Here is a 22,446-nt window from a genome sequence, read left to right on the forward strand (position 1 = left end):
ACAAAAGCGTGCAGGCGGCCGGACATGCGACCCGATTTACAGAGCCGGCGATCCTGCCTAAGAAGGCGGCGTTCGATTTCACTGGCGCCCGGGCGGCATGTTCGCCGCTCCGTGCGCCGAGGGGTGTGCATGTTTGCAGATTCGTTCGCTCAGCGCCGGCAACTCATTTGTGCCGTACTCGTCACCATCGGCATGGCGGCGACCGTCGGCGGTGCGCTCGGCTTCGAGCATATCGGGGGCTACATCCCCTGCGCGCTGTGCCTGCTTCAGCGCGATCCCTATTATTACGGCATTCCGCTCGGAATTCTCGCCATCGCAACCAGCGTGCTGAAGCTGCCCGGCTGGACCACCCGCACGCTGCTCCTCGGCGTCGGCATACTGATGCTGGTCGGTGCGGGCCTCGGTGTGTACCATGCGGGCGCCGAGTGGCACTTCTGGGAAGGCCCCTCGACCTGCGCCACCACGGCGCAAGGCATTTCTTCCGATGTCGGCGACCTGCTCGGCGATCTGGATGCGAAGCACGCACCCTCCTGCACGGATGCGGCGCTGCGCGTGCTCGGGCTTTCTTTCGCAGGCTGGAACGTCATCGCGAGCCTGATCCTCGCGGCGATCGCTCTGCGTGGTGCCTTGAAGGCGTCAGCTCAGGGTCGGGCGTCTTAACCTTACGGCTGCAGCTCGACATCCCAGTAGAGATAATCCATCCAGCTGTCATGCAGGTGGTTGGGCGGGAAAAGCCGGCCGTTATTGTGCAGATCCTGAACCGTCGGGTGATATGGCTTCTGGTGCGGGAACATGCCGGCCTGCTTCGGCAGCTTGCTGCCCTTGCGCAAGTTGCAGGGAGAACAGGCGGCGACGACGTTTTCCCAGGTGGTCTGGCCGCCATGCGCACGCGGGACCACGTGGTCGAAGGTCAGGTCGTCCGGCGAGCCGCAATACTGGCACTCGAATTTGTCCCGCAGGAATACGTTGAACCGGGTGAAGGCCGGGTGGCGTGACGGCTGGACATAGCTCTTGAGACAGACGACGCTCGGCAGCCGCATCGAGAAACTCGGCGACGAGACGGAGTGTTCGTATTCGGCGAGGATAGTCACACGGTCGAGAAAGACCGCCTTGATCGCGTCCTGCCAGGACCAGAGCGACAAGGGATAATAACTCAGCGGCCTATAGTCGGCGTTCAACACGAGCGCCGGCAGGGCCTGAGGTGAGACTGCAATCGTCAAGCGTATTCTCCTGAGCGATTCGGCATCTGCCTCTTCTATATTAGGCGCGTTGCGACAGGATTGTGAAGCCACAAAGAAAAGGGAGCAAAGGATCCGCTTTTTTTCTTCAAGGCGTCACGGGAAGCGCATCGCGGCGCATCTCCTGCGCATAATAGGCCCAAAAAAGCCGCGCGGCGACACTGCGCCATGGCGACCAGCCGCCCGCGAGCGAATCGACCTCGCTTGCCGTCGGTCGCAGTTCGAGCCCCAGCGCATGGCCTATGGCATTCTGCAGGGCGACATCGCCGGCCGGGAACACATCCGGATGGCCGGCGCAGAAGAGCAGATAGACCTCGGCGGTCCAACGGCCTATGCCCTTGATCGCCGTCAGTTCGTGAATTGCCTTCACCGCTTCGGCGTTGCAGATGGCGTCGAGATCGATCTCGCCCGCGGTCGCGGCAGCGGCGACCCTTCTCAGCGTATCGGCCTTGGCCCGGGACAAGCCGAAGCGTCGGCAATCTTCGTCGTCGAGCGCAAGCACCGCGTCTGCGGTGATCTCGCCGAGCGAGGCCTCCATCCGGTTCCAGATCGCCGCCGCGCTCGCCTTCGAGACCATCTGGGAGACGATTATGTTGGCGAGGCCGCGGTAACCGGGGTCGGTGCGCCTCAAGGGTACCGGCCCCGCCTTGTCGATGACGTGTTCGAGCCGGGCATCGAGCATCACCAGACCGGCAAGACCGGCCTCTATATCCTCGTGCGTCCGGATGATCCGCATGCATCCTCCCACTGCATGTGTCCGGGATCGTCTCCGATTTACGGACGAAGCATGCAGGAATTCAAAGTGCTACAGATCCCTTGGTGCGCAGGAAGACGCACGGCCCTGTAGAAAGCGGGTGATCTTTACAACGCTTCCATGGCAAAGGAAAAGAATGCCGATTTCACGACCAGAACAACCGGTTTTTCGTTTCGCGCCGAGTCCCAACGGTCTCCTGCATCTCGGCCACGCCCTGTCGGCGATCCTCAATCACGACATGGCGGAAGCCATGGGCGGCCGTTTCCTGCTGAGGATCGAAGATATCGATCGGACGCGCTGCCGGCCGGAATTCGAGGCGGCGATCTTCGAGGACCTCGCCTGGCTCGGTCTCGATTGGGAAGAGCCGGTGCGGCGCCAATCCGAACATCTCGGCGTCTATGCCGCTGCGCTCGAGCGCTTGAACGCGATGGGCCTCGTCTATCCCGCCGTGATGACGCGCGGTGAAATAAGGGCGGCGGTGGCCGCGGCAGAGGCGAAGGGGCAAGCGTGGCCGCGCGATCCGGACGGGACACCGCTATATCCCGGCCGCGAGCGCGGCTTCACGCCGGACGAGCAGGCGGCTCTCCTGGCGAGCGGCCGCCCCTATGCCTGGCGTCTCGACATGGGAGAGGCCCTGCGGCGGGCCGGCGGGCCACTCACCTGGCGAGAAACGGGGTTGAGCTCGGGCGAAGCGGCCTCGGTCGGCGCCGATCCGGCCGCCTGGGGTGACGTCATCCTGTCGCGTTCGGATGCGCCGTCGAGCTATCATCTCTCGGTCGTGGTCGACGATGCCCTGCAGGGGATCACCCATGTCGTGCGCGGGCGCGACCTCTACCACGCGACATCGGTGCATCGCCTGCTGCAAAGCCTTCTCGGCCTGCCGCAGCCGGTCTATCACCATCATCGCCTCGTTCTCGGGCCGGACGGACGGAAACTGTCGAAAAGCAACAGCGACACCGGAATCGCCTCCTTCAGGGCTTCGGGGCACAGGCCTGCGGATGTCAGGGCCATGGTTCTCGGCGAACGATGAGGAGAGAAATTCGCAGCCTTACTCTCCTCGACCCCCCTGGAAACTGCGCCTGACCATGAGCTTCACCTTGTATTTCAGAATGGCAGCGTTGATTTCCGCGCCGATGATGAAGATCGCGCCAAGCATGTAGAGGAAGACCAGGACGATCATGATGGAAGCAAGCCCGGCATAGGTCGTCACGTAGTTGGAAAAATTGGCGATGTAGGAGGCGAAGGCGTAGCCGCCGACGGACCACAGCACGAGCGTGAGGAAGATGCCGGGCAGGACGTCGACGACGTTGCGGTGGCCGGCCGGCAGCCACAGATGCGCGACGAGCAAGCCTGCCGTCAGCATGGTCAGCGTCAGGGGCAAGCCCCAATCGTCCACCGCCGCCATCAGCGTATCCAGCCAGGGGAACCACTGATCCGCATTGCGGACCGCCAGAGGCACCGCGACCAGAAGAAGACTGAGGGCGGCGAGAATGAGCACGGCGCCGAGCACGAAGCCGAGGCTCGCGAGCCGCGTCACATACCAGTAGCGGCTTTCGGCAACCCTATAGGCGCGATTGAGCGCGATCCTCAATGCTTCGACGCCGTTCGACGCGAAATAGGCTGCAGCAAGAACGGAGATCGTAAGCAGGCTGCCGCGCGGGATGGTCAATACGCGCACGACTTCGTCGGCGACCGGCTTGGCGATCGATTCCGGCCAGGTGTCGAAGATCAGATGGACTGCCGTCTGCGCGAACTGATCGGCGCCCAGAAAACTGGCGAGCGCGGTGCCGAAGATCAGAAAGGGAAAGACGGCCATAAGGGAAGAAAGCGCCACGTGACTGGCCATCGCCCAGCCATCGTCCTCGCTGAAATGCCAGAGCGCATCGAACACGACCTTCCAGATGATGCGAACGAATGCCGGCATTCCGTCTCCCACTCTTTCACCAATCCCGCTCCTGATGAGGACCAGCCGGCGCAGTACCTGCGAACGGCCTTGACGTCACGTTCCGGTCCCAGCCATCGCCTTTGCAATTCAATTGTATCCCAACGATGAATATGGGAAATGGGGCTTGGATTTCTACAGGAATCGCGTGGATGCCGGATCGCCCCACAATCATCGTCACCGGTTGCTCGTCAGGCATCGGGGCCTATTGCGCCCGGGCGCTGCAGCGGGACGGCTGGCGGGTCTTCGCGACCGTGCGCCGGCCGGAGGATCAGGCGCCGCTGGAGGCCGAAGGCATCGAGACCTTCATCATGGACTATACCCGGCCGGAGACGATTGCCGCGCTGGTGGAAGCCGTGATGGCGCTGAGCGGCGGACGAATCGATGCGCTTTTCAACAATGGCGCCTATGGCCAGGCCGGCGCGGTGGAGGATCTGCCGACGGAGGCCTTGCGGCTCCAGCTCGAAACCAACGTCATCGGCTGGCACGACCTGACGCGGCGCGTCATCCCGGCGATGCGCGCCCGCGGGCATGGCCGCATCGTCCAGTGCTCGTCCATTCTCGGCCTCGTGCCCTATCGCTGGCGCGGCGCCTACAATGCCTCGAAGTCCGCGCTCGAGGCGCTCTCGCTCACATTGAGGATGGAGCTCGCCGGCAGCGGCATCGGCGTGAGCCTGATCGAGCCCGGCCCGATCGCCTCGAAATTCACGACCAATGCGATCGCCTATATCGAGCGGTTCATCGATCTTGAGAATTCCGTCCATCGTGCGGAATACGAGCGGCAGATGCGGCGCCTGCGCGGCGAGAGCAAACCGGCACCCGGCAAGCTCGGGCCCGACGCCGTTTATGCCGTACTGAAACACGCTTTGACGGCACGCCGTCCGAGGCCGCATTATATAGTGACAAGGCCGGCCAGGCAGGGAGTGCTTCTCAAAAAGCTCCTGCCGGCGGCACTGTTCTACCGCATCATCGGTCGTCTCGGCTGACCGAACCACAAGGATTTACGCCATGAACAGCTTCCTTACCGGTCTGACCCTGCTCGTCATGGGCCTGGTAGCGATCGTGCTGATCCGCGGCCTGCTCAACATGGCCAGGGGCGGCAGCGGCAACACCTCCAACAAACTCATGCAGGCCCGCGTGCTGTTCCAGGCCATCGCCATCGTGCTGATCATGCTGACGCTCTGGGTGACCGGCGGCGGCCGTCCGAGCTGAGGTAAAGCGACAGCATCATGGTGAAATTGAACAAGATCTACACCCGGACAGGCGACAACGGCACCACCGGCCTCGTCTCCGGCCCGCGCCGCCTGAAAAGCGACCTCAGGGTCGAGGCCTATGGCGCCATTGACGAGACGAATGCCTTTGTCGGCCTCGCCCGCCAGCACACGCATGCGATCCCAGATCTCGACGCGATGCTCATGCGCGTCCAGAACGATCTCTTCGATCTTGGCGCCGATCTCGCCACACCGGATACGGGCGAGAAGCCCGAATACGAGCCGCTTCGCATCGTCGCCGCCCAGGTCGAGCGCCTCGAACGGGAGATCGACCGGCTGAATGCCGACCTCGAACCGCTGCGCTCCTTCGTCCTGCCGGCCGGCAGCGCCGCTTCGGCCGCGCTCCATGTGGCCCGTACCGTAGCGCGGCGCGGCGAGAGGCAAATGGTCGCACTCGCATCGATGGAAGGCGAGGCCGTCAGCGCGGAGGCGATTGCCTATGTCAACCGCCTTTCGGATTTCCTGTTCGTCGCGGCCCGCTGGGCAAATGACAAGGGGCGCGCCGATGTCCTTTGGGTCCCCGGCAACAACAGATAACGTATTTTTGTTTCGGCGCGGGTCGTCTCGGGGATCGCATGTTCATACCGCTGCATGACAGGAACGAGCTGAAGCACATAAGAATGCAGTATGTGACGATCACGCTGATCGTCATCAATTTCGTTGCCTGGCTCGCTACCGGACCCGTCGCAACCGAGGATTTCGCCAATGCTGCGATCCTCGGGCTAGGCTATATCCCCGCGATCATCTTCGAGTATGCCGCCCTCGATCCCTCGCTGGTGATCGTTCCGGACGAATTCACCTTCGTCACCTACTCGTTTCTGCATGGCGACTTCATGCACCTCGCCATGAACATGCTTTTCCTCTGGGTCTTCGGCGACAATGTCGAGGACGCGCTCGGGCATTTCCGATTTCTCGTTTTCTATCTTCTGTGCGCGGCGGCCGGAGCGCTGGCCCATGGGCTCCTCGATCCGGCCTCGGAGGCGCCGCTGATCGGCGCTTCCGGCGCCATATCCGGCGTCGTTGCCGCCTATTTCCTCCTGCACCCCAAGGTGCGGGTCTGGGTGCTCGTGCTCTTCCGCATCCCCCTGCCGCTCCCCGCCGCCATTCCGCTCGCCTTCTGGATCGGCCAGCAGTTCTTCATGTTCGTGGCCGATCCCGGCGGCGGCGTTTCCTGGAGTGCGCATGTCGGCGGCATCGTCGCGGGTCTCCTGCTCGTTGTCGTTTTGCGACGCCGCGGTGTGCCGCTGTTCGATCGGACCATCGTCACTCCACGCGCCGTGGAGCACAGGGCGAGAGCGCCCGATGAAACGTTGCCGGCAGCCGCCGGCGCTTCGAAGCCCGCTCCGCAATGGGGCCGGCCGGGTTGATTTTCGAGGGGAGCCCGAGAAATAAAGGTCGAGTTTTCAAGGGATTGCATGCCCTGCGTTTGGGGTGATGCCCGATAGAAGCCGGCCTTGCGGCTCCGCTTGCCAGCGGATTTTTTTACCTGTACGTAAACGTAAGTATGAATAAGCCCGGTCATATCGAATTGGCGTTGGTTCATCGCGATTTAGCGTCAAGAACGGCTTGTCTATGGAGCAAAAACGCGTATCGATGTCGCCAACCGACAATCAGGCCGCCTTGTTAAGGCGCATTTTCCTGCGAACGTTCTTGGAGGGAAAGAATCCATGAAAATACTTGTGACGGTGAAACGGGTCGTCGACTACAACGTCAAGATCCGGGTCAAAGCGGATGGAACGGGCGTCGAGCTTGCCAATGTGAAGATGTCGATGAACCCCTTCGACGAGATCTCGGTCGAAGAGGCGCTGCGGCTGAAGGAAGCCGGCAAGGCGAGTGAAGTGGTGGTCGTGTCGATCGGCCCGGCCAAGGCGGAAGAGACGCTCAGGACCGCGCTCGCCATGGGCGCCGACCGGGCGATCCTGGTCGAGACCGAAGACCAGGTCGAGCCGCTCGCTGTGGCCAAGATCGTCAGGCAAGTCGCCGAGGCCGAACAGCCGGGGCTGATCATCGTCGGCAAGCAGGCGATCGACGACGATTCCAACCAGACCGGCCAGATGCTGTCGGCCTTGCTCGGCTGGGCCCAGGGCACCTTTGCCTCCAAGGTCGAGATCGGCGACGGCAAGATCAACGTCACCCGCGAGGTCGACGGCGGCCTGCAGACGGTCGAACTGAAGCTGCCGGCGGTCGTCACCACCGATCTGCGCCTCAACGAGCCGCGCTATGCCTCTCTGCCGAACATCATGAAGGCGAAGAAGAAGCCGCTCGACAAGAAGAGCCCGGCCGATTTCGGCGTCGACACCAGCCCGCGGCTGAAGGTGTTGAAGACCGAAGAGCCCTCCGGCCGCAAGGCCGGCGTCAAGGTGAAGACGGTCGCCGAGCTCGTCGAGAAGCTCAAGACCGAAGCCGGCGTGCTTTAAGTTCATGCGTCCGGAAAGCGAACACCGGCTTCCGGGCAAACGCATGAACCACTTCAGACTCATGAGCTCCGATCCGGAACGGATCGTTGAGCTCGATCGAAAGGGAGAATTCTACCATGGCCATTCTGCTTCTGGCTGACCACGACAACAGCCACCTTTCCGACCAGACGGCGAAGGCGCTGACGGCGGCAACGAAGATCGCCAGTGGGACCGGAACCGACGTGCATGTGCTGGTTGCCGGTCAGAACGTCAAAGGGATTGCCGAGCAAGCCTCCAAGCTTTCGGGCGTCGCCAAGGTGCTGGTCGCCGAGGACGCCTCGCTCGCCAACAATCTCGCCGAGCCGCTGGCCGCGCTGATCGTTTCGCTCGCCGGCAATTACGACACCGTCGTTGCCGCCGCCACCTCGGTCGGCAAGAACGTCATGCCGCGGGTCGCAGCCCTTCTCGACGTCGCCCAGGTTTCGGAGATCATCGAGGTCGTCTCGCCTGATACCTTCAAACGGCCGATCTATGCCGGCAACGCCATCCAGACGGTGCAGACGAGCGAGCCGAAGAAGGTGATCACCGTGCGCACCGCCTCCTTTGCCGCTGCTCAAGACGGCGGCTCGGCCCCGGTCGAGACGGTTGCCGCCGCGGCAAATCCCGGCCTTTCCGCCCATGTTTCCGATGCGCTGTCGTCCTCCGACCGGCCGGAACTGACCTCGGCGAAGATCATCATCTCCGGCGGCCGGGCGCTCGGCTCCTCGGAGAAGTTCAAGGAAGTCATCCTCCCGGTTGCCGACAAGCTCGGCGCCGCCGTCGGCGCCTCGCGCGCCGCCGTCGATGCCGGCTATGCGCCGAACGACTGGCAGGTCGGCCAGACCGGCAAGGTGGTCGCCCCCGACCTCTACATCGCCTGCGGCATTTCCGGTGCGATCCAGCACCTCGCCGGCATGAAGGACAGCAAGGTGATCGTCGCCATCAACAAGGACGAGGAAGCGCCGATCTTCCAGGTCGCCGACTACGGCCTCGTCGCCGATCTCTTCGATGTCCTGCCGGAACTCGAGAAGGCGCTTTGACGCACCGGCCACCGGCACGAAAAAGCTGGAAAAAGCGCCGACATGGCATTAACAATCATACCGGGCCGGCCCTGCCGGCCCGGTAATTTTGCATTTGCGGCAGCGTCATTGCCGCAACCTGTTGAACATGGGTGTTCGCTTCAATGATCAAGACGGTGGGAATTATCGGCGCAGGACAGATGGGCTGCGGCATTGCCCATGTTTCGGCAGCCGCCGGATATAAGGTTCAGCTCTACGATATCGCCGCGGACCGAATCGAGGCGGGGCTTGCCACCATCAACGGCAATCTTGCCCGGCAGGTCTCCTCCGGCAAGATGAGCGACGAGGACCGCAAGCGGGCGCTTTCCCTGATCAAGGGCTCAGGCGACATCAACGACCTCGCGCAGGCCGATCTCGTCATCGAGGCGGTCACCGAAGACGAAACCGTCAAGCGCAAGATCTACGGTCAGGTCTGCCCGGTCATGAGGCCGGATGCCATCCTGGCGACCAACACATCGTCCCTGTCCATAACCCGGCTCGCCTCCGCGACCGATCGTCCCGAACGGTTCATGGGCATCCACTTCATGAACCCGGTCCCGGTCATGAAGCTGGTGGAGCTCGTACGCGGTATCGCCACGGAGGAAGAGACCTTCAAGGCGGCAAAGGAATTTGTCGCGCATCTCGACAAGACCGTCACCGTCGCCGAAGATTTTCCCGCCTTCATCGTCAATCGCATCCTGTTGCCGATGATCAACGAGGCTATCTACACGCTCTATGAAGGCGTCGGCACCGTCGATGCCATCGACACGGCCATGAAGCTCGGCGCCAACCATCCGATGGGTCCGTTGCAGCTCGCCGATTTCATCGGCCTCGACACCTGTCTGTCGATCATGCAGGTGCTGCATGACGGCCTGGCGGATTCGAAGTATCGCCCCTGCCCGCTGCTGGTGAAATATGTCGAGGCCGGTTGGCTCGGCCGCAAATCCGGCCGCGGCTTCTACGATTACCGGGGCGAGGTGCCCGTACCGACGCGCTGACCTTTCAGGTCAGGCGGAAGGCTCCTGCGGCGACCGCTCAACTTCCTGCAGGCGGAGCCAGCGCCGCTTCGATGAGGTTCTTCGCGTCATCGCTGTCCCATACGGCCGGCCCGTTCATCGACCCCAGAAGGCAGCCCTTTTCGTCGAGAAGCAAGGTAGCGGGAAGGCCGAAGGCGAGCCCCTCCTTCTTGAGCGTGTTGAAAACTCCCATCGAGGCATCGCGGTAGTAGCCGAGCGCATGAACGCCGACCTCGTCGAGGAATGCCTTCGGCTTGTCGTCGGCACCGGTGTCGATGTTGATTGCGACCACCTCGAAACGGTCGCCGCCGAGCGCCTGTTGCAGGGCGTTGAGCGCCGGCATCTCCTCCCGGCAAGGCACGCACCAGGTGGCCCAGAGGTTGACCAGGACTGTCTTGCCGGCAAAGGCGGCAAGCGTCAGCGGCTTGCCATCTGGACCTGCGAAATCGAGGCCGCCGATCGGGCGCGCGTTGTCCGCCGGCGTCATCGCCGCGACCTGGCCGCGCATCAGCGGGGTGAGCGAAGCCACTTTTTGCCCGGCCAGCGGGCAGCTCGCATCCGCCGTCGGCGTGACGCCGCCATTGCCAGACCCCGTCTCCTTCACGTATACCGCAGCCGCACCGGCGATCACGCCCAGAAGGGCGGCGAGCGCGAACAATTTAAGGGCCGGAGGGCGTTTCTTCTGGTCTGGCATTTCATTCTCCAAGGCGGGCATCCTGATGGCTGACGGCAGTTCCGAGACGAAATCCTCCAACCAGATGTGGGGCGGTCGCTTCGCCTCGGGCCCGGACGCGATCATGGAGGAGATAAATGCCTCGATCGGCTTCGACAAGAAGCTCTATGCCCAGGACATCCGCGGCTCAATAGCGCATGCGACGATGCTGGCGCATCAAGGCATCATTTCCGCCGAAGACAAAGACAAGATCGTTCACGGCCTCGACACGATCCTGTCAGAGATCGACAGCGGCGCATTCGAATTCTCGCGCCGCCTGGAAGACATCCACATGAACATCGAGGCGCGGCTGGCGGCGCTGATCGGCCCGGCCGCCGGGCGCCTCCACACGGCGCGCTCGCGCAACGACCAGGTGGCGCTCGATTTCCGCCTGTGGGTGAAAGAGGAGCTTCAGAAGACCGAGAAGGCGCTGACCGGTCTCATCGCTGCCTTTCTCGACCGCGCCGAAGAGCATGCCGACACGGTGATGCCCGGCTTCACCCATTTGCAAACGGCGCAGCCGGTCACCTTCGGACATCACTGCATGGCCTATGTGGAAATGTTCGGCCGCGACCGGGCGCGCGTTCGCCACGCGATCGAGCACATGGACGAAAGCCCGATCGGCGCAGCCGCGCTTGCCGGCACCGGCTTCCCCATCGATCGGCACATGACCGCCAAGGCGCTAGGCTTCCGCGAACCGACGCGCAATTCCATCGATACCGTCTCCGACCGCGACTTCGCGCTCGAATTCCTGTCGATCGCCGCGATCGCGGCGACCCACCTGTCGCGGCTCGCGGAAGAAATCGTCATCTGGTCCACGCCGCAATTCGGCTTCATCCGCCTGTCGGACGCCTTTTCGACCGGTTCGTCGATCATGCCGCAGAAGAAGAATCCCGATGCGGCCGAGCTCGTGCGCGCCAAGACCGGGCGCGTCAACGGCTCGCTGGTTGCGCTGCTCACTGTGATGAAGGGTCTTCCCCTCGCCTATTCCAAGGACATGCAGGAAGACAAGGAACAGGTCTTCGATGCGGCCGAGAGCCTCGAACTCGCAATCGCGGCCATGACCGGCATGATCCGCGACGTGACGATACGCGCCGACCGGATGAAGGCTGCAGCCGGCTCCGGCTACTCGACCGCCACCGATCTCGCCGACTGGCTGGTGCGCGAGGCAGGCCTGCCCTTCCGCGACGCCCACCATGTGACCGGCCGCGTCGTCGCGCTTGCGGAACAGAAAGGATGCGACCTCGCCGACCTCCCGCTCGCCGAGCTGCAGGCGATCAATTCCGCGATAACGGACAAGGTCTACGGCGTCCTGACGGTCGAGGCCTCCGTGGCAAGCCGCACCAGTTTCGGCGGCACTGCGCCCTCCGAAGTCCGCAAGCAGATCTCCTGGTGGCGGGCGCGCAACTAGAGCGCTTCAGGAAAAGTGTGTAACGGTTTCCGTTGCAGAATGCGTCGGCTCCACTGCTGCTCTCTCCTGCGCAGAAACAGGGTGCACAAGGCGCTGAAAAATCGGTAAGACATCGCACCGGAGCGGCGCAGGGAACATGTTCCTGCCGCCCCTGCGCTCCCAAGATCAATCGGCTCTCAGCTTCGGCAAAGGGAAATGACGATGACATTCAGGAAGGCCGCCCGAATCGCGCTTCTTCTGGCAATCCCGGGGCTGGTTCTCGCCGGCTGCGGGCGTAAGGGCGACCTCGACCGGCCGGGGGCCACCGCACCGATCAATACGAAAACGCCCGCCGGTACTGTCGCGCCGAAGCAAACCGTCGACGACCGCCCATTCCTGCTTGACCCCCTCCTCTGAGCCGAGGAAAGACCGTGAATCATTTCCAATACCGCGACGGAATTCTTTACGCCGAAGACGTGCCCCTGACGGAGATCGCCCGCGCCGTCGGCACGCCGTTCTACTGTTATTCCACCGCGACGCTGGAGCGCCATTACAGGGTCTTTTCGCAAGCCTTTGCCGATGTGGACGCCATGGTCTGCTATGCGATGAAGGCCAATTCGAACCAGGCCGTGCTGAAAACGCTCGGCCGTCTCGGCGCAGGCGTGGACGTGGTGTCCGAGGGTGAACTGCGCCGCGCGCTTGCAGCGGGCGTTCCGGCAAGCCGGATCATGTTCTCGGGCGTCGGCAAGACCGCGCGCGAGATGGATTTTGCTCTCGAGGCAGGCATCTATTGCTTCAATGTCGAATCCGAGCCGGAATTGGAGGTCCTGAACCAGAGGGCCGTACGCGCCGGCAGACGAGCGCCGGTTTCCTTCCGCATCAATCCCGACGTCGATGCCCGCACACATGCAAAGATCTCGACCGGGAAGAAGGAAAACAAGTTCGGCATTTCCTGGGAGCGGGCCCGGAGCGTCTACGCTCACGCCGCCGAGCTTCCCGGCATCGAAGTGACCGGGATCGACATGCATATCGGCAGCCAGATCACTGAGCTGCAGCCTTTCGATGACGCCTTCAAGCTGTTGCGCGAACTGGTCGATACGCTGCGTTCCGACGGGCATGTCATCGAGCACGTCGATATCGGCGGCGGTCTCGGCATTCCCTACCGTGAAGACAACAACCCGCCGCCCTTGCCGGACGCCTATGCCGATATCGTCAAGAACCAGCTCAAGGGCCTCGACTGCAAGATCGTCACCGAACCGGGCCGGCTGATCGTCGGCAATGCCGGCATTCTCGTGACCGAAGTGGTCTATGTGAAGGACGGCGGCGACAAGACCTTTGTCATCGTCGATGGAGCGATGAACGATCTCATCCGCCCGACGCTCTACGAGGCCTATCACGAGTTACGCCCGGTGAGGATTTCCGCGGCCAGCGCACCGCGCATCAAGGCCGATGTCGTCGGGCCGGTCTGCGAGACCGGCGACTATCTGGCGCTCGACCGGGAGATGGCGATGCCGAAGCCCGGCGATCTTTTCGCGATCGGCTCGGCGGGCGCCTACGGTGCCGTACAGGCGGGAACCTATAACAGCCGCCTGCTGGTGCCCGAGGTGCTCGTCAAGGGCGATCGTTTCCACGTGATCCGCCCGCGCCGGGGCTACGACGAGCTGATCGGCCTCGACTCGGTGCCGGACTGGCTCGACTGACCTCGAGCGGACGCTGTCACGATTGGGGTTGCCGGCGGCGATCACGCATTGTTTTACGGGCCGCCCTCGTCTTCGCCACAAACAATGTTATCCTGACCATTGACCGCCTGCGGTCGAAGGATCGAAAGGAAGTTTCGGCGGATGACGCAATTCCGGCAGGATGAAACGCCAAAACCGCAGTCGTTCGCCAGGATGCTGGCGGCGAAGCGATTCCTCGCCCGTTTTGTTCTTCTGGCCGAAGAGCTGCTGCCGCGCATGCTCGTCCCCGCCTCGCTCGTTCTTCTGTTTCTCTCCGCCGGCTGGGTCGGCCTCTTTCGCGCTGCGCCGTTCTGGCTGCATGCCGCCCTTCTACTTGCCTTCGTCATAGGGCTGTTCATCTCCCTGTTGCCGCTGACCCGCATTCGCTGGCCCGAAACGCCCGAGGCGGACCGGATGCTGGAGGAGCGCAACCGGCTGCCGCATCAGGCGATCCGCGTGCAGGAAGATGCGCCCGCGACGGAGGGCGCTTTCGGCGCCGCACTCTGGCGCGAACATCAGGCGCGTATGGCGCGTATGGTCAGGGAACTCGATACCGGTCTGCCGCGCCCCGATATCGCACGGCATGACCCGTGGGCGCTGAGGGCCGTCCCTGTCCTCCTTGCCTGCGTCGCCTTCGCCTATTCCTATTCGAATCGCGCCGGACTGGTTTCGGATGCCTTCCGCCTGCCCGAGCAAGAGGCAGCGACGGCCGACATCCGTATCGATGCATGGGTTACACCGCCCGCCTATACCGGCCGCGCGCCGATCTTTCTTACGGGTCGACAGGACGCGACGGCCCCGGCCGAGGACAATGGGCAGGATCCGCAGGAGAGGCCTCAGATCACGATACCTCAGTTCAGCGATCTGACGGTCCGGATAACCGGCGCCGGGGCCGAGGAACCGGTCAGCTACGCAGCCGCGGGCGATGCACCCATGGTTATCCCTCAGTCGGACGCCAAGGCGGAGACGACATCCAGGCCGGAGCAAGCCCAACCGGAAACCCCTCAGGCAACTCCGAATGCGGTCCGCAATCATGTTTACAAGATCGCCAAGGACGGAACGCTCTCCGTCGGCGGCCAGAGCTGGAGCTTCAAGATCACGCCGGACAGCGTGCCCGACATCGCTTTCGACGGCGAACCGCGTCCAACGGTCAATGCGGCGCTCGACATCAGCTACCTGGCCCATGACGATTACGGCATCGCGCAGGCCTGGGCCGAGATAAAGCCCATCGAGGAGCCCGCGAAGGACGCCCATCCGCTCTACGGCCCTCCTGAATATCGCCTCGATCTGCCGCGGCGCAATGCCCGTGAAGCAAAGGGTACCACGAGCCGCAATCTGAGTGAGCATCCGCTTGCCGGAAAGCGCGTGAGCATCACGCTCGTCGCTCGTGATGCAGCCGGCCAGGAGGGACGAAGCGTGCCGCAGGAGATCGTTCTGCCGGCGCGCCGTTTCTTCGAACCCCTCGCCGCTGCCGTCGCAGAACAGCGCCAGGTCTTCGCGCTCGACGCCAACCAGTTGCCGCGCGCGATCGATCTCAACGATGCGCTGACGCTTTATCCCGAGGAGACGATTCCCAACGCCACCCACTTCCTGCTGCTGAAATCGGCACGCACGCGCATGCAGCTCGCCCGGAACGACGACATGCTGCGCGATGCCGCCGACCACCTGTGGGAAATCGCGCTCGGCATCGAGGACGGTGACCTGTCGCTCGCTGACCGGCGGCTGCGCGACGCGCAGCAGGCGCTGTCGGACGCGCTCGAACGTAACGCCTCGGACGAGGAAATCGCCCGGCTGATGGACGAGCTTCGCCAGGCGATGCAGGAATATATGCAGGCGCTCGCCGAGCAGGCCGCGAAGAACCCCGCCGTCGCCGCCAATCCCGAGATGAACAACGTGCTGCGCCAGCAGGATCTGCAGAAGATGATGGACCAGATCGAAAATCTGGCCCGCTCCGGCGCGCGCGATCAGGCGCGGCAGATGCTCTCCGAACTGCAGAGAATGATGAACAATCTCCAGGCCGGACGCATGCAGCAGCAGATGGGCGAGCAGAACAACGCCATGCGGCAGCAGATGGATAAGCTCGGCGAGCTTATGCAGCGGCAACAGCAGCTGATGGACGAAACTTTCAAACTGGACCAGGCACTGCGCGACCGGATGCAGCGCGGCGATCCGCTCGAAGGCGAGGACGAGGAACTTTTCGGACAGGACATGCCCCAGGATCCGGGGCAGCGGAGTGACCCCAACGGCCAACCCAACCCCATGGACGACATGACCGCCGAGCAATTGAAGGAAGCTCTCAAGCAATTGAGAGAGCAGCAGGAATCGCTCGGCAAGCAACTCGGCGACCTGCAGAAGGGTCTCGAGAATTTGGGCATCAAGCCCGGCAAGGGCTTCGGTCAGGCGCAGCGCGAGATGGAAGGTGCCGCCGGCGCTCTCGGGAAGGGCCAGGGCGAGCAGGCGGTCGGCAGCCAGGGCCGGGCTCTGCAGGCCCTGCGCGAGGGAGCGCAGGACATGATGAACCAGATGCAAGCCCAGGGACAGGGACAAGGTCCCGGACAAGGCGTTCCGCAATATGGCCAGAACGGGCGTGACCCTCTCGGCCGCCGGCAGCAGAACGCCGGCCCCGATTTCGGCGATCAGGTCAAGGTGCCCGACGAGATCGACACGCAGCGCGCCCGGCAGATCCTCGAAGAGATCCGTCGCAAGTTGGGTGACAGCCTGTCGCCGGAACTGGAGCGGCAGTATCTCGAGCGGCTGCTCGACATGCGGTGATGGGTCTGCGGGACGAGGGGTCGGGCGGCCTCTCCGAAGCCCCTCTTCCCGCGTCCCGCATCAAAGGTTTACGATCGGCGTCAGGCGGCCAGCGCGAGCGCGACGGCCTTGCGAATGTCGGGCAGTGAAAATGGCTTCTCGATGACGTCGACGACCTTGCCGGAGAGGTCGTCGGCACGCTCGCGTTGCTCGGCGTAGCCGGTCATCAACAGGATTTTCAATGCCGGAAAGGCGGCGGACGCCTGATGCGCAAGCTCGATGCCGTCCATGACCGGCATCCGGATATCGGATAGCAAGAGATCGAACGGCTGATCGCGAAGGCAGGCAAGCCCATCGGCTCCGTCCCCGGCTTCAACCGTTTCGTGCCCGTCGAGCCGCAACGCGCGTGCGACGAACGAGCGCAGGCCGTCTTCATCCTCGGTGATCAGGATTTTCGCCATCATGGCCTCCCGTATTATTTCTGCGGGGAGCGGCGCGGCGATTGGATGCCATGGACGCTCCGTTGGATCTGCGTATCGTCCGCCGCCTCATGCGGCCGCGATACGTCTTCCAAACAAACAGCTTTTCGTTTGATTCCGGTAAACGCGTTAGGAGGCATTTTAATCATTCAGCGCGCCGGAACGATCCCCCGTGACGGGGCCACGATAGAAACGGCGCGTCCGGTTACGTCGCGTCGCCGGTCACAACCCCGACGAACGGCAGTTCGCGGAACGCGTAGGCCACATCCATTCCGTAGCCGACCACGAAATGATCCGGGCATTCGAAGCCGACATAATCCGCTTCGAGATCGACGCGGCGCTTCACCCGCTTGTCGAGCAATACAGCGATCGTGACGTTTCGTGCGCCGCGCTCCAGGAGCAGTTCCTTGGCGAAACGCAGGGTGCGGCCGGACTCCAAAATGTCGTCGATGAGGAGCACGTCGCGGTCACGCACGTCGCTGTCGATATCCTTGGTGATCTTGACGCCCTTGGATTCGGTCCCGGTTCCGTAGCTCGAAAGCGTGATGAACTCGACCTCCGGAGCAAGGCCTGCCGCATGCATGGCGCGGATCAGATCGGCCGCGAAGATGAAGGAGCCCTTCAGGATCGAGATGACCAGGAGATCCTTGTGCGGCCCGCGAACGATATCGCCGGCCATTTCCTGATTTCTCGCCGCAATGGTTTCGGCGCTGTAGAGGACTTCGATATTCTTGCCGCGGACGACGGGCATAAGGGTTTCTCCATTCGCAAGGAAGAACACCGGCCTTCCCTTCTTCAGCCGCGCTTAGCACATTCAGCGATCGGAAGCACCGCCTTTTCCGCCCTCCATCGGCAGCGGGTGCATGTCGGCCCGTCCGTCGCCGCCGAAACCGGCGATCAGGAGGAAAACCGTAAGTCCGAGAAAGGCCGCCAGGCCGGCAAAGCGCCGGGGCGACATCGCATCGAGCCTGGTCCCGGCCGTGACCAGGATCCGCCGTGCTGCACTCCGCATTCCCGGAGCGGCCGCCGCGCCGGCCTTCGGCCGGGCGCTGGCCCGGCGCTTGTCGTTGAACACCGGATACGGGCTGCGCCGTGCGGTCGGCGCAACCGTCTCGAACTCGACATCGATATAGTCGAGCCGCCTCGGCTGAGCGGCGCTCGAACGCGAGGCGCGCTCCGGTGGAATGAGGTCGATGCCCGCGGTCTTTGCGCGAAATGCCTGCATGGGCGCTCCCCGAACGCGGCGCCGGACGTCTTGCCTGCAGCGCCGTACGTCTTCGCTCGATGCACATGCCATCCGCGATGGATGCAAGGCATTGCTTCGAATCCTGACGAGACGTAAACCGAAATGGTTAATCCTTTGAAAACGAGGCCGCGAAAGCGGCGTCTTTTCATGGAACGTTAACCCTTGCTTAACCATGGTGTCACGCACGGTTTTGCCTTGGCAGAAGCGCCGTCCTACTGCATGTTCCTGAATTCGGAGCCGGTGCAGGCAGACATGCGGTGCTTCAAGTGCTTCACCGGCCGTCGCGCATCTGATAGACGGGTGGAGCTGCGATAATCCGGCCTTCGGCGGATTTGGCGAGGGTCGTGACGAGAGACTGGGCTGTCCCATTGATTCATTTTGAAAACGTCGGCTTGCGCTATGGCATGGGACCGGAGATCCTCCGGGACCTGACATTCGATATCCCGCGCCGTTCCTTCCAATTCCTCACCGGTCCGTCAGGCGCCGGCAAGACGACGCTGCTCCGCCTCCTCTTCCTGTCGCTCAAGCCGACGCGCGGCCTCATCCGCATGTTCGACCGCAACATTTCCTCCATTCCCCGTGAGGAGTTTCCGATGCTGCGCCGTCGGGTCGGCATCGTCTTCCAGGACTTTCGCCTGCTCGACCACCTGACGACCTATGAAAACGTCGCCCTGCCGCTCCGGGTCCGCGGCAAGGAGGAGTCGAGCTACCGTTCCGACGTGCTCGAACTCCTTAAATGGGTCGGACTCGGCGAGCGCATCAACGTGCTGCCGCCCGTGCTCTCCGGCGGCGAGAAGCAGCGCGCCGCCATCGCACGGGCGCTGATCGACCGGCCGGAGATCCTGCTTGCCGACGAGCCGACCGGCAACGTCGATCCGCCTATGGCGCGCCGATTGCTCAATCTCTTCATGGAACTTAATCGGCTCGGGACCGCGGTGGTGATCGCCACGCACGACCTGTCCTTGATGGATCAGGTCGAGGCCCGGCGCATGATCCTGTCACAGGGACGGCTCGACATCTATGAATGAGAACCGCGTTGCCCGCAGCGAGCCTACCCCTCCGCCGCAACAACAGCAGCGTCGCAGCGAGATGCGCGTGCGCCCGACCGGGCCGATCGTGCCTTCGGCCAACGTTTCCGGCCACGCGCTCATGTGCGTCATCGCCATCATGTCCTTTCTGGCCTGCCTGACCCTCGGCGGCGTCAGCATGGTGCGCGCGACCGCCCAGAGCTGGCAATCACAGATCTCCCGCGAGATCACCATCCAGATCAAGCCGGACGACAACCTCGACATGGAGAGGGCGCTCGCCGACGCCCGTGATCTGGCCCTGACCTTCAACGGCACGACAGGCGGCACGATCATCGACCGCGCTGCGACCGCGCGCCTCCTCGAACCGTGGCTCGGTGGTGGACTCGACCTGAACGAACTGCCCGTGCCGCGGCTCGTCGTCATCACGATCGACGAGAGCAATCCCCCCGATTTCGCCGCGATGCGAAAGGCGCTCACCGAAACGATCCCGCAGGCCTTTCTCGATGATCACCGCACCTGGGTCGATCGCCTGGTTGCGATGGCGAGCACGACCACGATGATCGGCACCGGCGTCCTGGTACTGGTCTTCTCCGCAATGGTGCTGACGGTGGTTTTCGCCACCCGCGGCGCCCTTTCCGGCAACCGTCATATCGTCGAGGTCCTGCATTTCGTCGGGGCGGAAGCGAGTTTCGTCGCCGCCGAATTCCAGAAGCACTTTCTCCGAATCAGTCTGAAGGGCGCCGGCGCCGGCGGCCTTCTCGCTGCGCTGTCCTTTGCGCTGGCGAGCTTCTGGCAGTCGCAGACGCTTGCAACCCCTGAAACGGATCAGGCGACCGCTCTGTTCGGTACCTTCGCCATCGGTTACACCGGCTATCTCGGCATCTTCGCCATTATCGTCGTGATTGCCCTGCTGACGACCTTGACGGCGCGCCTTACAGTCATGCGGACGATCTACGAAATCGATCTTATTCGATCCGATCCGGGCCGGACCGACACCTTTCAGGGTTGAAATCGGCCGGAAGACCATGAATTGCCCGCAATCGATCTATTCCCTGCCGCAATCTGCGGCTATGTGATGAGAATCATGAAGGCGGGAGAACTACGCGGGAGCGGGATGGCCGAAAGGGGCAAATGGCTGGAGAGGGCCGCGCGCCGTCGCCAGTCCCGCAGCCTGTTGCGCAAAGTGCTGCGCCGCGGCTTCTTCGTGCTGCTCGCCTTTCTCACCATATTCATCGCCGGCTTCCTGCAATTCGCCGACACCGTCGCCTCGCTGCAACCGCCTGCCACTCCGAAAGCGGATGCGATCGTCGTGCTGACCGGCGGCTTCCAGCGAATAGACCAGGCTGTCGATCTCCTGAAACTCGGCGCCGGAAAGCGGCTCTTGATTTCCGGTGTTCATCCGTCGACGACACGAAGCCAGATCCGGCGCAATACGCAGAGTTCGGCCGACCTGTTCAAGTGCTGCGTCGATATCGGTCGTGCGGCGATCGATACGATCGGCAACGCCACCGAAACCTCGCAGTGGATCCGCAACCGAGGTTATCGGACGATCCTCGTAGTGACGAACAATTACCACATGCCGCGCAGCCTGCTCGAACTGCGCCGCGCCAGGCCCGAAACCGAATTCATTGCCTACCCGGTCGTCAATTCGGATCTCAAGACGACCAACTGGCTGCGCAATCCGCTCGTGCTGAAGGCCATTCTGCTCGAATACGGCAAATACTCCGTCGCCTCGCTGCGCGATGTGATGGGCGCGCGCTGGACGAACGGCCTCAGGACGGAGCCCTTGCCTGTTGCGCCGGCCGGGCAATAGCGCCGCCGGAGAAAGGCGCTCCCGTCGCGAGGCTGTTTTCCTCCGCCGCATATTCGTGTAGGCAGCGTGGCGCACCCGCATCCGCACCCGAGAGTCTGCCTGATGATCATCCTGCGTTCGATCCTCTTCAATCTGGTCTTCTACGTTAACCTGATCGTGCAGATGATCGTGCTGACGCCGTTCTATTTCCTTGTGCCCCGCAAGAAGGCCTGGTTCGTGCCCAAGAACTGGGCGCGCAGCAACCATTGGCTGCTCGCGAAGATCGTCGGTACGACCTTCGAGATCGAGGGCCTCGAGAACATTCCGAAGGGCGCCTACATCTTCGCGCCGAAGCATCAGTCCTTCTGGGATGCCTATGCGCTCCTGCCCTGGCTCGACGATCCCTTCTATATTCTCAAACGGGAACTCACCTGGATACCGCTGTTCGGCTGGTACATCGTCAAGCAGCGCATGGTTCCGGTGAACCGCGCCGCGCGCGGCAAGGCGATGACAGAGGTCATGGACCGCACGAAAAACGAGATGGCGACCGGGCGTCAGTTGATCATCTATCCCGAGGGGACGCGCCGCCCGCCCGGCGCACCGCCGGAGTACAAATACGGCATTGCCCGGCTCTATCGGGATCTCCAGGTGCCGGTGGTTCCCGTCGCGATGCATCCGGGGCTGTTCTGGCCGCGGCGCAAGTTCCTCCGTTTCCCTGGCCACTTCAAGGTGCGTGTCCTCCCGCCGATCGAGGCCGGGCTGGCTCCGGACGCATTCCTGGCGAAGCTGGTGGAAGTTACCGAGGCTGCGAGCGACGACCTCCTCATCGAAACCGTGCGGGCCAATCCGCACCTGCCGTTGCCGCCCACCGCCGAACAGCGGCTGCGCGAACTCGGGGCACGGTAGCCTCCCCTTCAGGCCCGGACCGACGCAGCTCCGCCGGCCCTCAACTTCGCGGCAACTTCCTCCAGCCAATGGTCGCGGATACCCATTTCGCGAAGATGTTCGAGCGTGTTGAGAACGTATTCGCTGTTCGGCCCGGACTTGCCGGCGGCGACGGCAACCGTCGCGGCCGCCTCCTCCGCGCTCAGCGCACCGGCATACTGGACATGGCAGCGGTCGATCACATAGGTCAGCGCGGGCACGCGGTGTCCGCTGGAAAGTTGCACCGGCATGATCCTTTCCTTGTAGACGTGCGTGACCAGCTCGCGTTCGCGCAAGTAGTCGATCACCTCCGCCTTTTGCGCAGGCGCCACGCGGAATGCCGTCCCGATGCAGGAGCCGCCATAGTCGAGCCCGAGCACCAGGCCGGGGTGCCGTTCGGTCCCGCGGTGAACCCAGGAGCGCACGCAGAGGGATCGGCGGTAGCCGAAAGCGCGCGCCGTCAGCTTCTCCTCGAAGCGAAAGCCCGGATTCCACATCAACGACCCGTAGCCAAAGACCCAAAATTCGTCCATATCCGCTGCCATTCAATCATGCCGCCGGCCGGCCACCGAATCAGTCCACCGAATCAGTGTTCGACGCTCCTGCGGCGTACCGAAATTTTTACTGCATAATTCCTGGGACCGTATCGGTCGAAGGACAAAATTGTGCAGCAATTCTCTTGCAATCGAACT

The 22,446-nt window shown here is 63.1% G+C and carries 25 protein-coding genes; 17 read left to right on the forward strand and 8 right to left on the reverse strand.

Annotated elements, in window-relative coordinates:
• Positions 1–129 precede the first annotated feature (129 nt).
• The gene (locus AC5J09_RS25760; RefSeq protein ID WP_275597423.1) at positions 130–660 is read left to right on the forward strand and encodes a disulfide bond formation protein B; all 531 of its coding nucleotides are present in this window, start codon (positions 130–132) and stop codon (positions 658–660) included.
• A gap of 2 nt (positions 661–662) precedes the next feature.
• On the opposite strand, the gene AC5J09_RS25765 is transcribed toward AC5J09_RS25760, so the two are convergent.
• Complete coding sequence (locus tag AC5J09_RS25765) at positions 663–1,220, reverse strand: HNH endonuclease (protein ID WP_003533486.1); 558 nt, start codon at positions 1,218–1,220, stop codon at positions 663–665.
• A 106-nt stretch (positions 1,221–1,326) separates the two neighbouring features.
• Positions 1,327–1,974 (reverse strand): DNA-3-methyladenine glycosylase family protein, encoded by a 648-nt coding sequence (locus AC5J09_RS25770; RefSeq protein WP_018096932.1) that lies wholly within the window; start codon positions 1,972–1,974, stop codon positions 1,327–1,329.
• A gap of 154 nt (positions 1,975–2,128) precedes the next feature.
• Between AC5J09_RS25770 and gluQRS the strand changes: the two genes are divergently transcribed.
• A complete protein-coding gene (gene gluQRS, locus AC5J09_RS25775; protein ID WP_324762252.1) occupies positions 2,129–3,022 on the forward strand; it encodes a tRNA glutamyl-Q(34) synthetase GluQRS in 894 nt (297 codons plus the stop codon).
• An 18-nt stretch (positions 3,023–3,040) separates the two neighbouring features.
• Here the strand turns inward: gluQRS and AC5J09_RS25780 are convergent, their stop codons facing one another.
• Entirely contained in the window at positions 3,041–3,916 is an 876-nt protein-coding gene (locus AC5J09_RS25780; protein WP_018096930.1) for a YihY/virulence factor BrkB family protein, read from the reverse strand.
• Positions 3,917–4,086: 170 nt separating this feature from the next.
• Here AC5J09_RS25780 and AC5J09_RS25785 point away from each other — a divergent pair, with 170 nt between their 5' ends.
• The 7 genes from AC5J09_RS25785 to AC5J09_RS25815 all read left to right on the forward strand — a co-directional run bounded on the left by AC5J09_RS25785 (position 4,087) and on the right by AC5J09_RS25815 (position 9,696).
• Positions 4,087–4,920, forward strand: coding sequence for an SDR family oxidoreductase (locus AC5J09_RS25785; RefSeq protein WP_494298851.1), 834 nt, complete (start codon positions 4,087–4,089; stop codon positions 4,918–4,920).
• Between the two features lie 22 nt (positions 4,921–4,942).
• Entirely contained in the window at positions 4,943–5,146 is a 204-nt protein-coding gene (locus AC5J09_RS25790; protein ID WP_018096928.1) for a twin transmembrane helix small protein, read from the forward strand.
• 17 nt (positions 5,147–5,163) lie between these two features.
• Positions 5,164–5,742: a cob(I)yrinic acid a,c-diamide adenosyltransferase gene (locus tag AC5J09_RS25795; protein ID WP_018096927.1), complete on the forward strand. Its 579-nt coding sequence runs from the start codon at positions 5,164–5,166 to the stop codon at positions 5,740–5,742.
• Between the two features lie 38 nt (positions 5,743–5,780).
• Positions 5,781–6,572 (forward strand): rhomboid family intramembrane serine protease, encoded by a 792-nt coding sequence (locus AC5J09_RS25800; RefSeq protein WP_494298852.1) that lies wholly within the window; start codon positions 5,781–5,783, stop codon positions 6,570–6,572.
• A gap of 300 nt (positions 6,573–6,872) precedes the next feature.
• Positions 6,873–7,622 (forward strand): electron transfer flavoprotein subunit beta/FixA family protein, encoded by a 750-nt coding sequence (locus AC5J09_RS25805; RefSeq protein ID WP_494298853.1) that lies wholly within the window; start codon positions 6,873–6,875, stop codon positions 7,620–7,622.
• Between the two features lie 116 nt (positions 7,623–7,738).
• A complete protein-coding gene (locus tag AC5J09_RS25810; RefSeq protein ID WP_127708909.1) occupies positions 7,739–8,680 on the forward strand; it encodes an electron transfer flavoprotein subunit alpha/FixB family protein in 942 nt (313 codons plus the stop codon).
• A gap of 143 nt (positions 8,681–8,823) precedes the next feature.
• Positions 8,824–9,696 (forward strand): 3-hydroxybutyryl-CoA dehydrogenase, encoded by an 873-nt coding sequence (locus AC5J09_RS25815; protein WP_010970098.1) that lies wholly within the window; start codon positions 8,824–8,826, stop codon positions 9,694–9,696.
• Between the two features lie 37 nt (positions 9,697–9,733).
• On the opposite strand, the gene tlpA is transcribed toward AC5J09_RS25815, so the two are convergent.
• Positions 9,734–10,408: a thiol:disulfide interchange protein TlpA gene (tlpA, locus tag AC5J09_RS25820; RefSeq protein ID WP_275597417.1), complete on the reverse strand. Its 675-nt coding sequence runs from the start codon at positions 10,406–10,408 to the stop codon at positions 9,734–9,736.
• Positions 10,409–10,433: 25 nt separating this feature from the next.
• On the opposite strand from tlpA, the gene argH reads away from it, so the two are divergent.
• The 4 genes from argH (at position 10,434) to AC5J09_RS25840 (ending at position 16,306) form a co-directional block, all read left to right on the forward strand.
• A complete protein-coding gene (gene argH, locus AC5J09_RS25825; protein ID WP_379938032.1) occupies positions 10,434–11,837 on the forward strand; it encodes an argininosuccinate lyase in 1,404 nt (467 codons plus the stop codon).
• Between the two features lie 195 nt (positions 11,838–12,032).
• Entirely contained in the window at positions 12,033–12,233 is a 201-nt protein-coding gene (lptM, locus tag AC5J09_RS25830) for an LPS translocon maturation chaperone LptM (RefSeq protein WP_198516870.1), read from the forward strand.
• 14 nt (positions 12,234–12,247) lie between these two features.
• Positions 12,248–13,516, forward strand: a complete 1,269-nt coding sequence (lysA, locus tag AC5J09_RS25835; protein ID WP_324762259.1) for a diaminopimelate decarboxylase — start codon at positions 12,248–12,250, stop codon at positions 13,514–13,516.
• Positions 13,517–13,657: 141 nt separating this feature from the next.
• Complete coding sequence (locus tag AC5J09_RS25840) at positions 13,658–16,306, forward strand: TIGR02302 family protein (protein WP_494298854.1); 2,649 nt, start codon at positions 13,658–13,660, stop codon at positions 16,304–16,306.
• 80 nt (positions 16,307–16,386) lie between these two features.
• On the opposite strand, the gene AC5J09_RS25845 is transcribed toward AC5J09_RS25840, so the two are convergent.
• The 3 genes from AC5J09_RS25845 to AC5J09_RS25855 form a co-directional block, all read right to left on the reverse strand.
• Complete coding sequence (locus AC5J09_RS25845; RefSeq protein ID WP_026168803.1) at positions 16,387–16,746, reverse strand: response regulator; 360 nt, start codon at positions 16,744–16,746, stop codon at positions 16,387–16,389.
• 223 nt (positions 16,747–16,969) lie between these two features.
• Positions 16,970–17,515 carry a hypoxanthine phosphoribosyltransferase gene (gene hpt, locus AC5J09_RS25850; protein ID WP_100674186.1) on the reverse strand — a complete coding sequence of 182 codons (546 nt, stop codon included), beginning with the start codon at positions 17,513–17,515 and terminating at the stop codon, positions 16,970–16,972.
• Between the two features lie 63 nt (positions 17,516–17,578).
• Entirely contained in the window at positions 17,579–17,989 is a 411-nt protein-coding gene (locus AC5J09_RS25855) for a hypothetical protein (protein WP_494298855.1), read from the reverse strand.
• Positions 17,990–18,414: 425 nt separating this feature from the next.
• Here AC5J09_RS25855 and ftsE point away from each other — a divergent pair, with 425 nt between their 5' ends.
• The 4 genes from ftsE to AC5J09_RS25875 all read left to right on the forward strand — a co-directional run bounded on the left by ftsE (position 18,415) and on the right by AC5J09_RS25875 (position 21,736).
• Positions 18,415–19,038 (forward strand): cell division ATP-binding protein FtsE, encoded by a 624-nt coding sequence (gene ftsE / locus AC5J09_RS25860; protein ID WP_234704940.1) that lies wholly within the window; start codon positions 18,415–18,417, stop codon positions 19,036–19,038.
• Positions 19,031–20,047: a cell division protein FtsX gene (locus tag AC5J09_RS25865; protein WP_100674184.1), complete on the forward strand. Its 1,017-nt coding sequence runs from the start codon at positions 19,031–19,033 to the stop codon at positions 20,045–20,047. Before ftsE ends, AC5J09_RS25865 begins: the two co-directional genes overlap by 8 nt.
• Positions 20,048–20,152: 105 nt before the next feature.
• Positions 20,153–20,851: a YdcF family protein gene (locus tag AC5J09_RS25870; protein WP_018096913.1), complete on the forward strand. Its 699-nt coding sequence runs from the start codon at positions 20,153–20,155 to the stop codon at positions 20,849–20,851.
• A gap of 102 nt (positions 20,852–20,953) precedes the next feature.
• A complete protein-coding gene (locus AC5J09_RS25875; protein ID WP_494298856.1) occupies positions 20,954–21,736 on the forward strand; it encodes a lysophospholipid acyltransferase family protein in 783 nt (260 codons plus the stop codon).
• Between the two features lie 8 nt (positions 21,737–21,744).
• On the opposite strand, the gene AC5J09_RS25880 is transcribed toward AC5J09_RS25875, so the two are convergent.
• Positions 21,745–22,299 carry a gamma-glutamylcyclotransferase gene (locus AC5J09_RS25880; protein WP_494298857.1) on the reverse strand — a complete coding sequence of 185 codons (555 nt, stop codon included), beginning with the start codon at positions 22,297–22,299 and terminating at the stop codon, positions 21,745–21,747.
• Positions 22,300–22,446: the final 147 nt, after the last annotated feature.

It is taken from the genome of Sinorhizobium sp., from assembly GCF_059070375.1.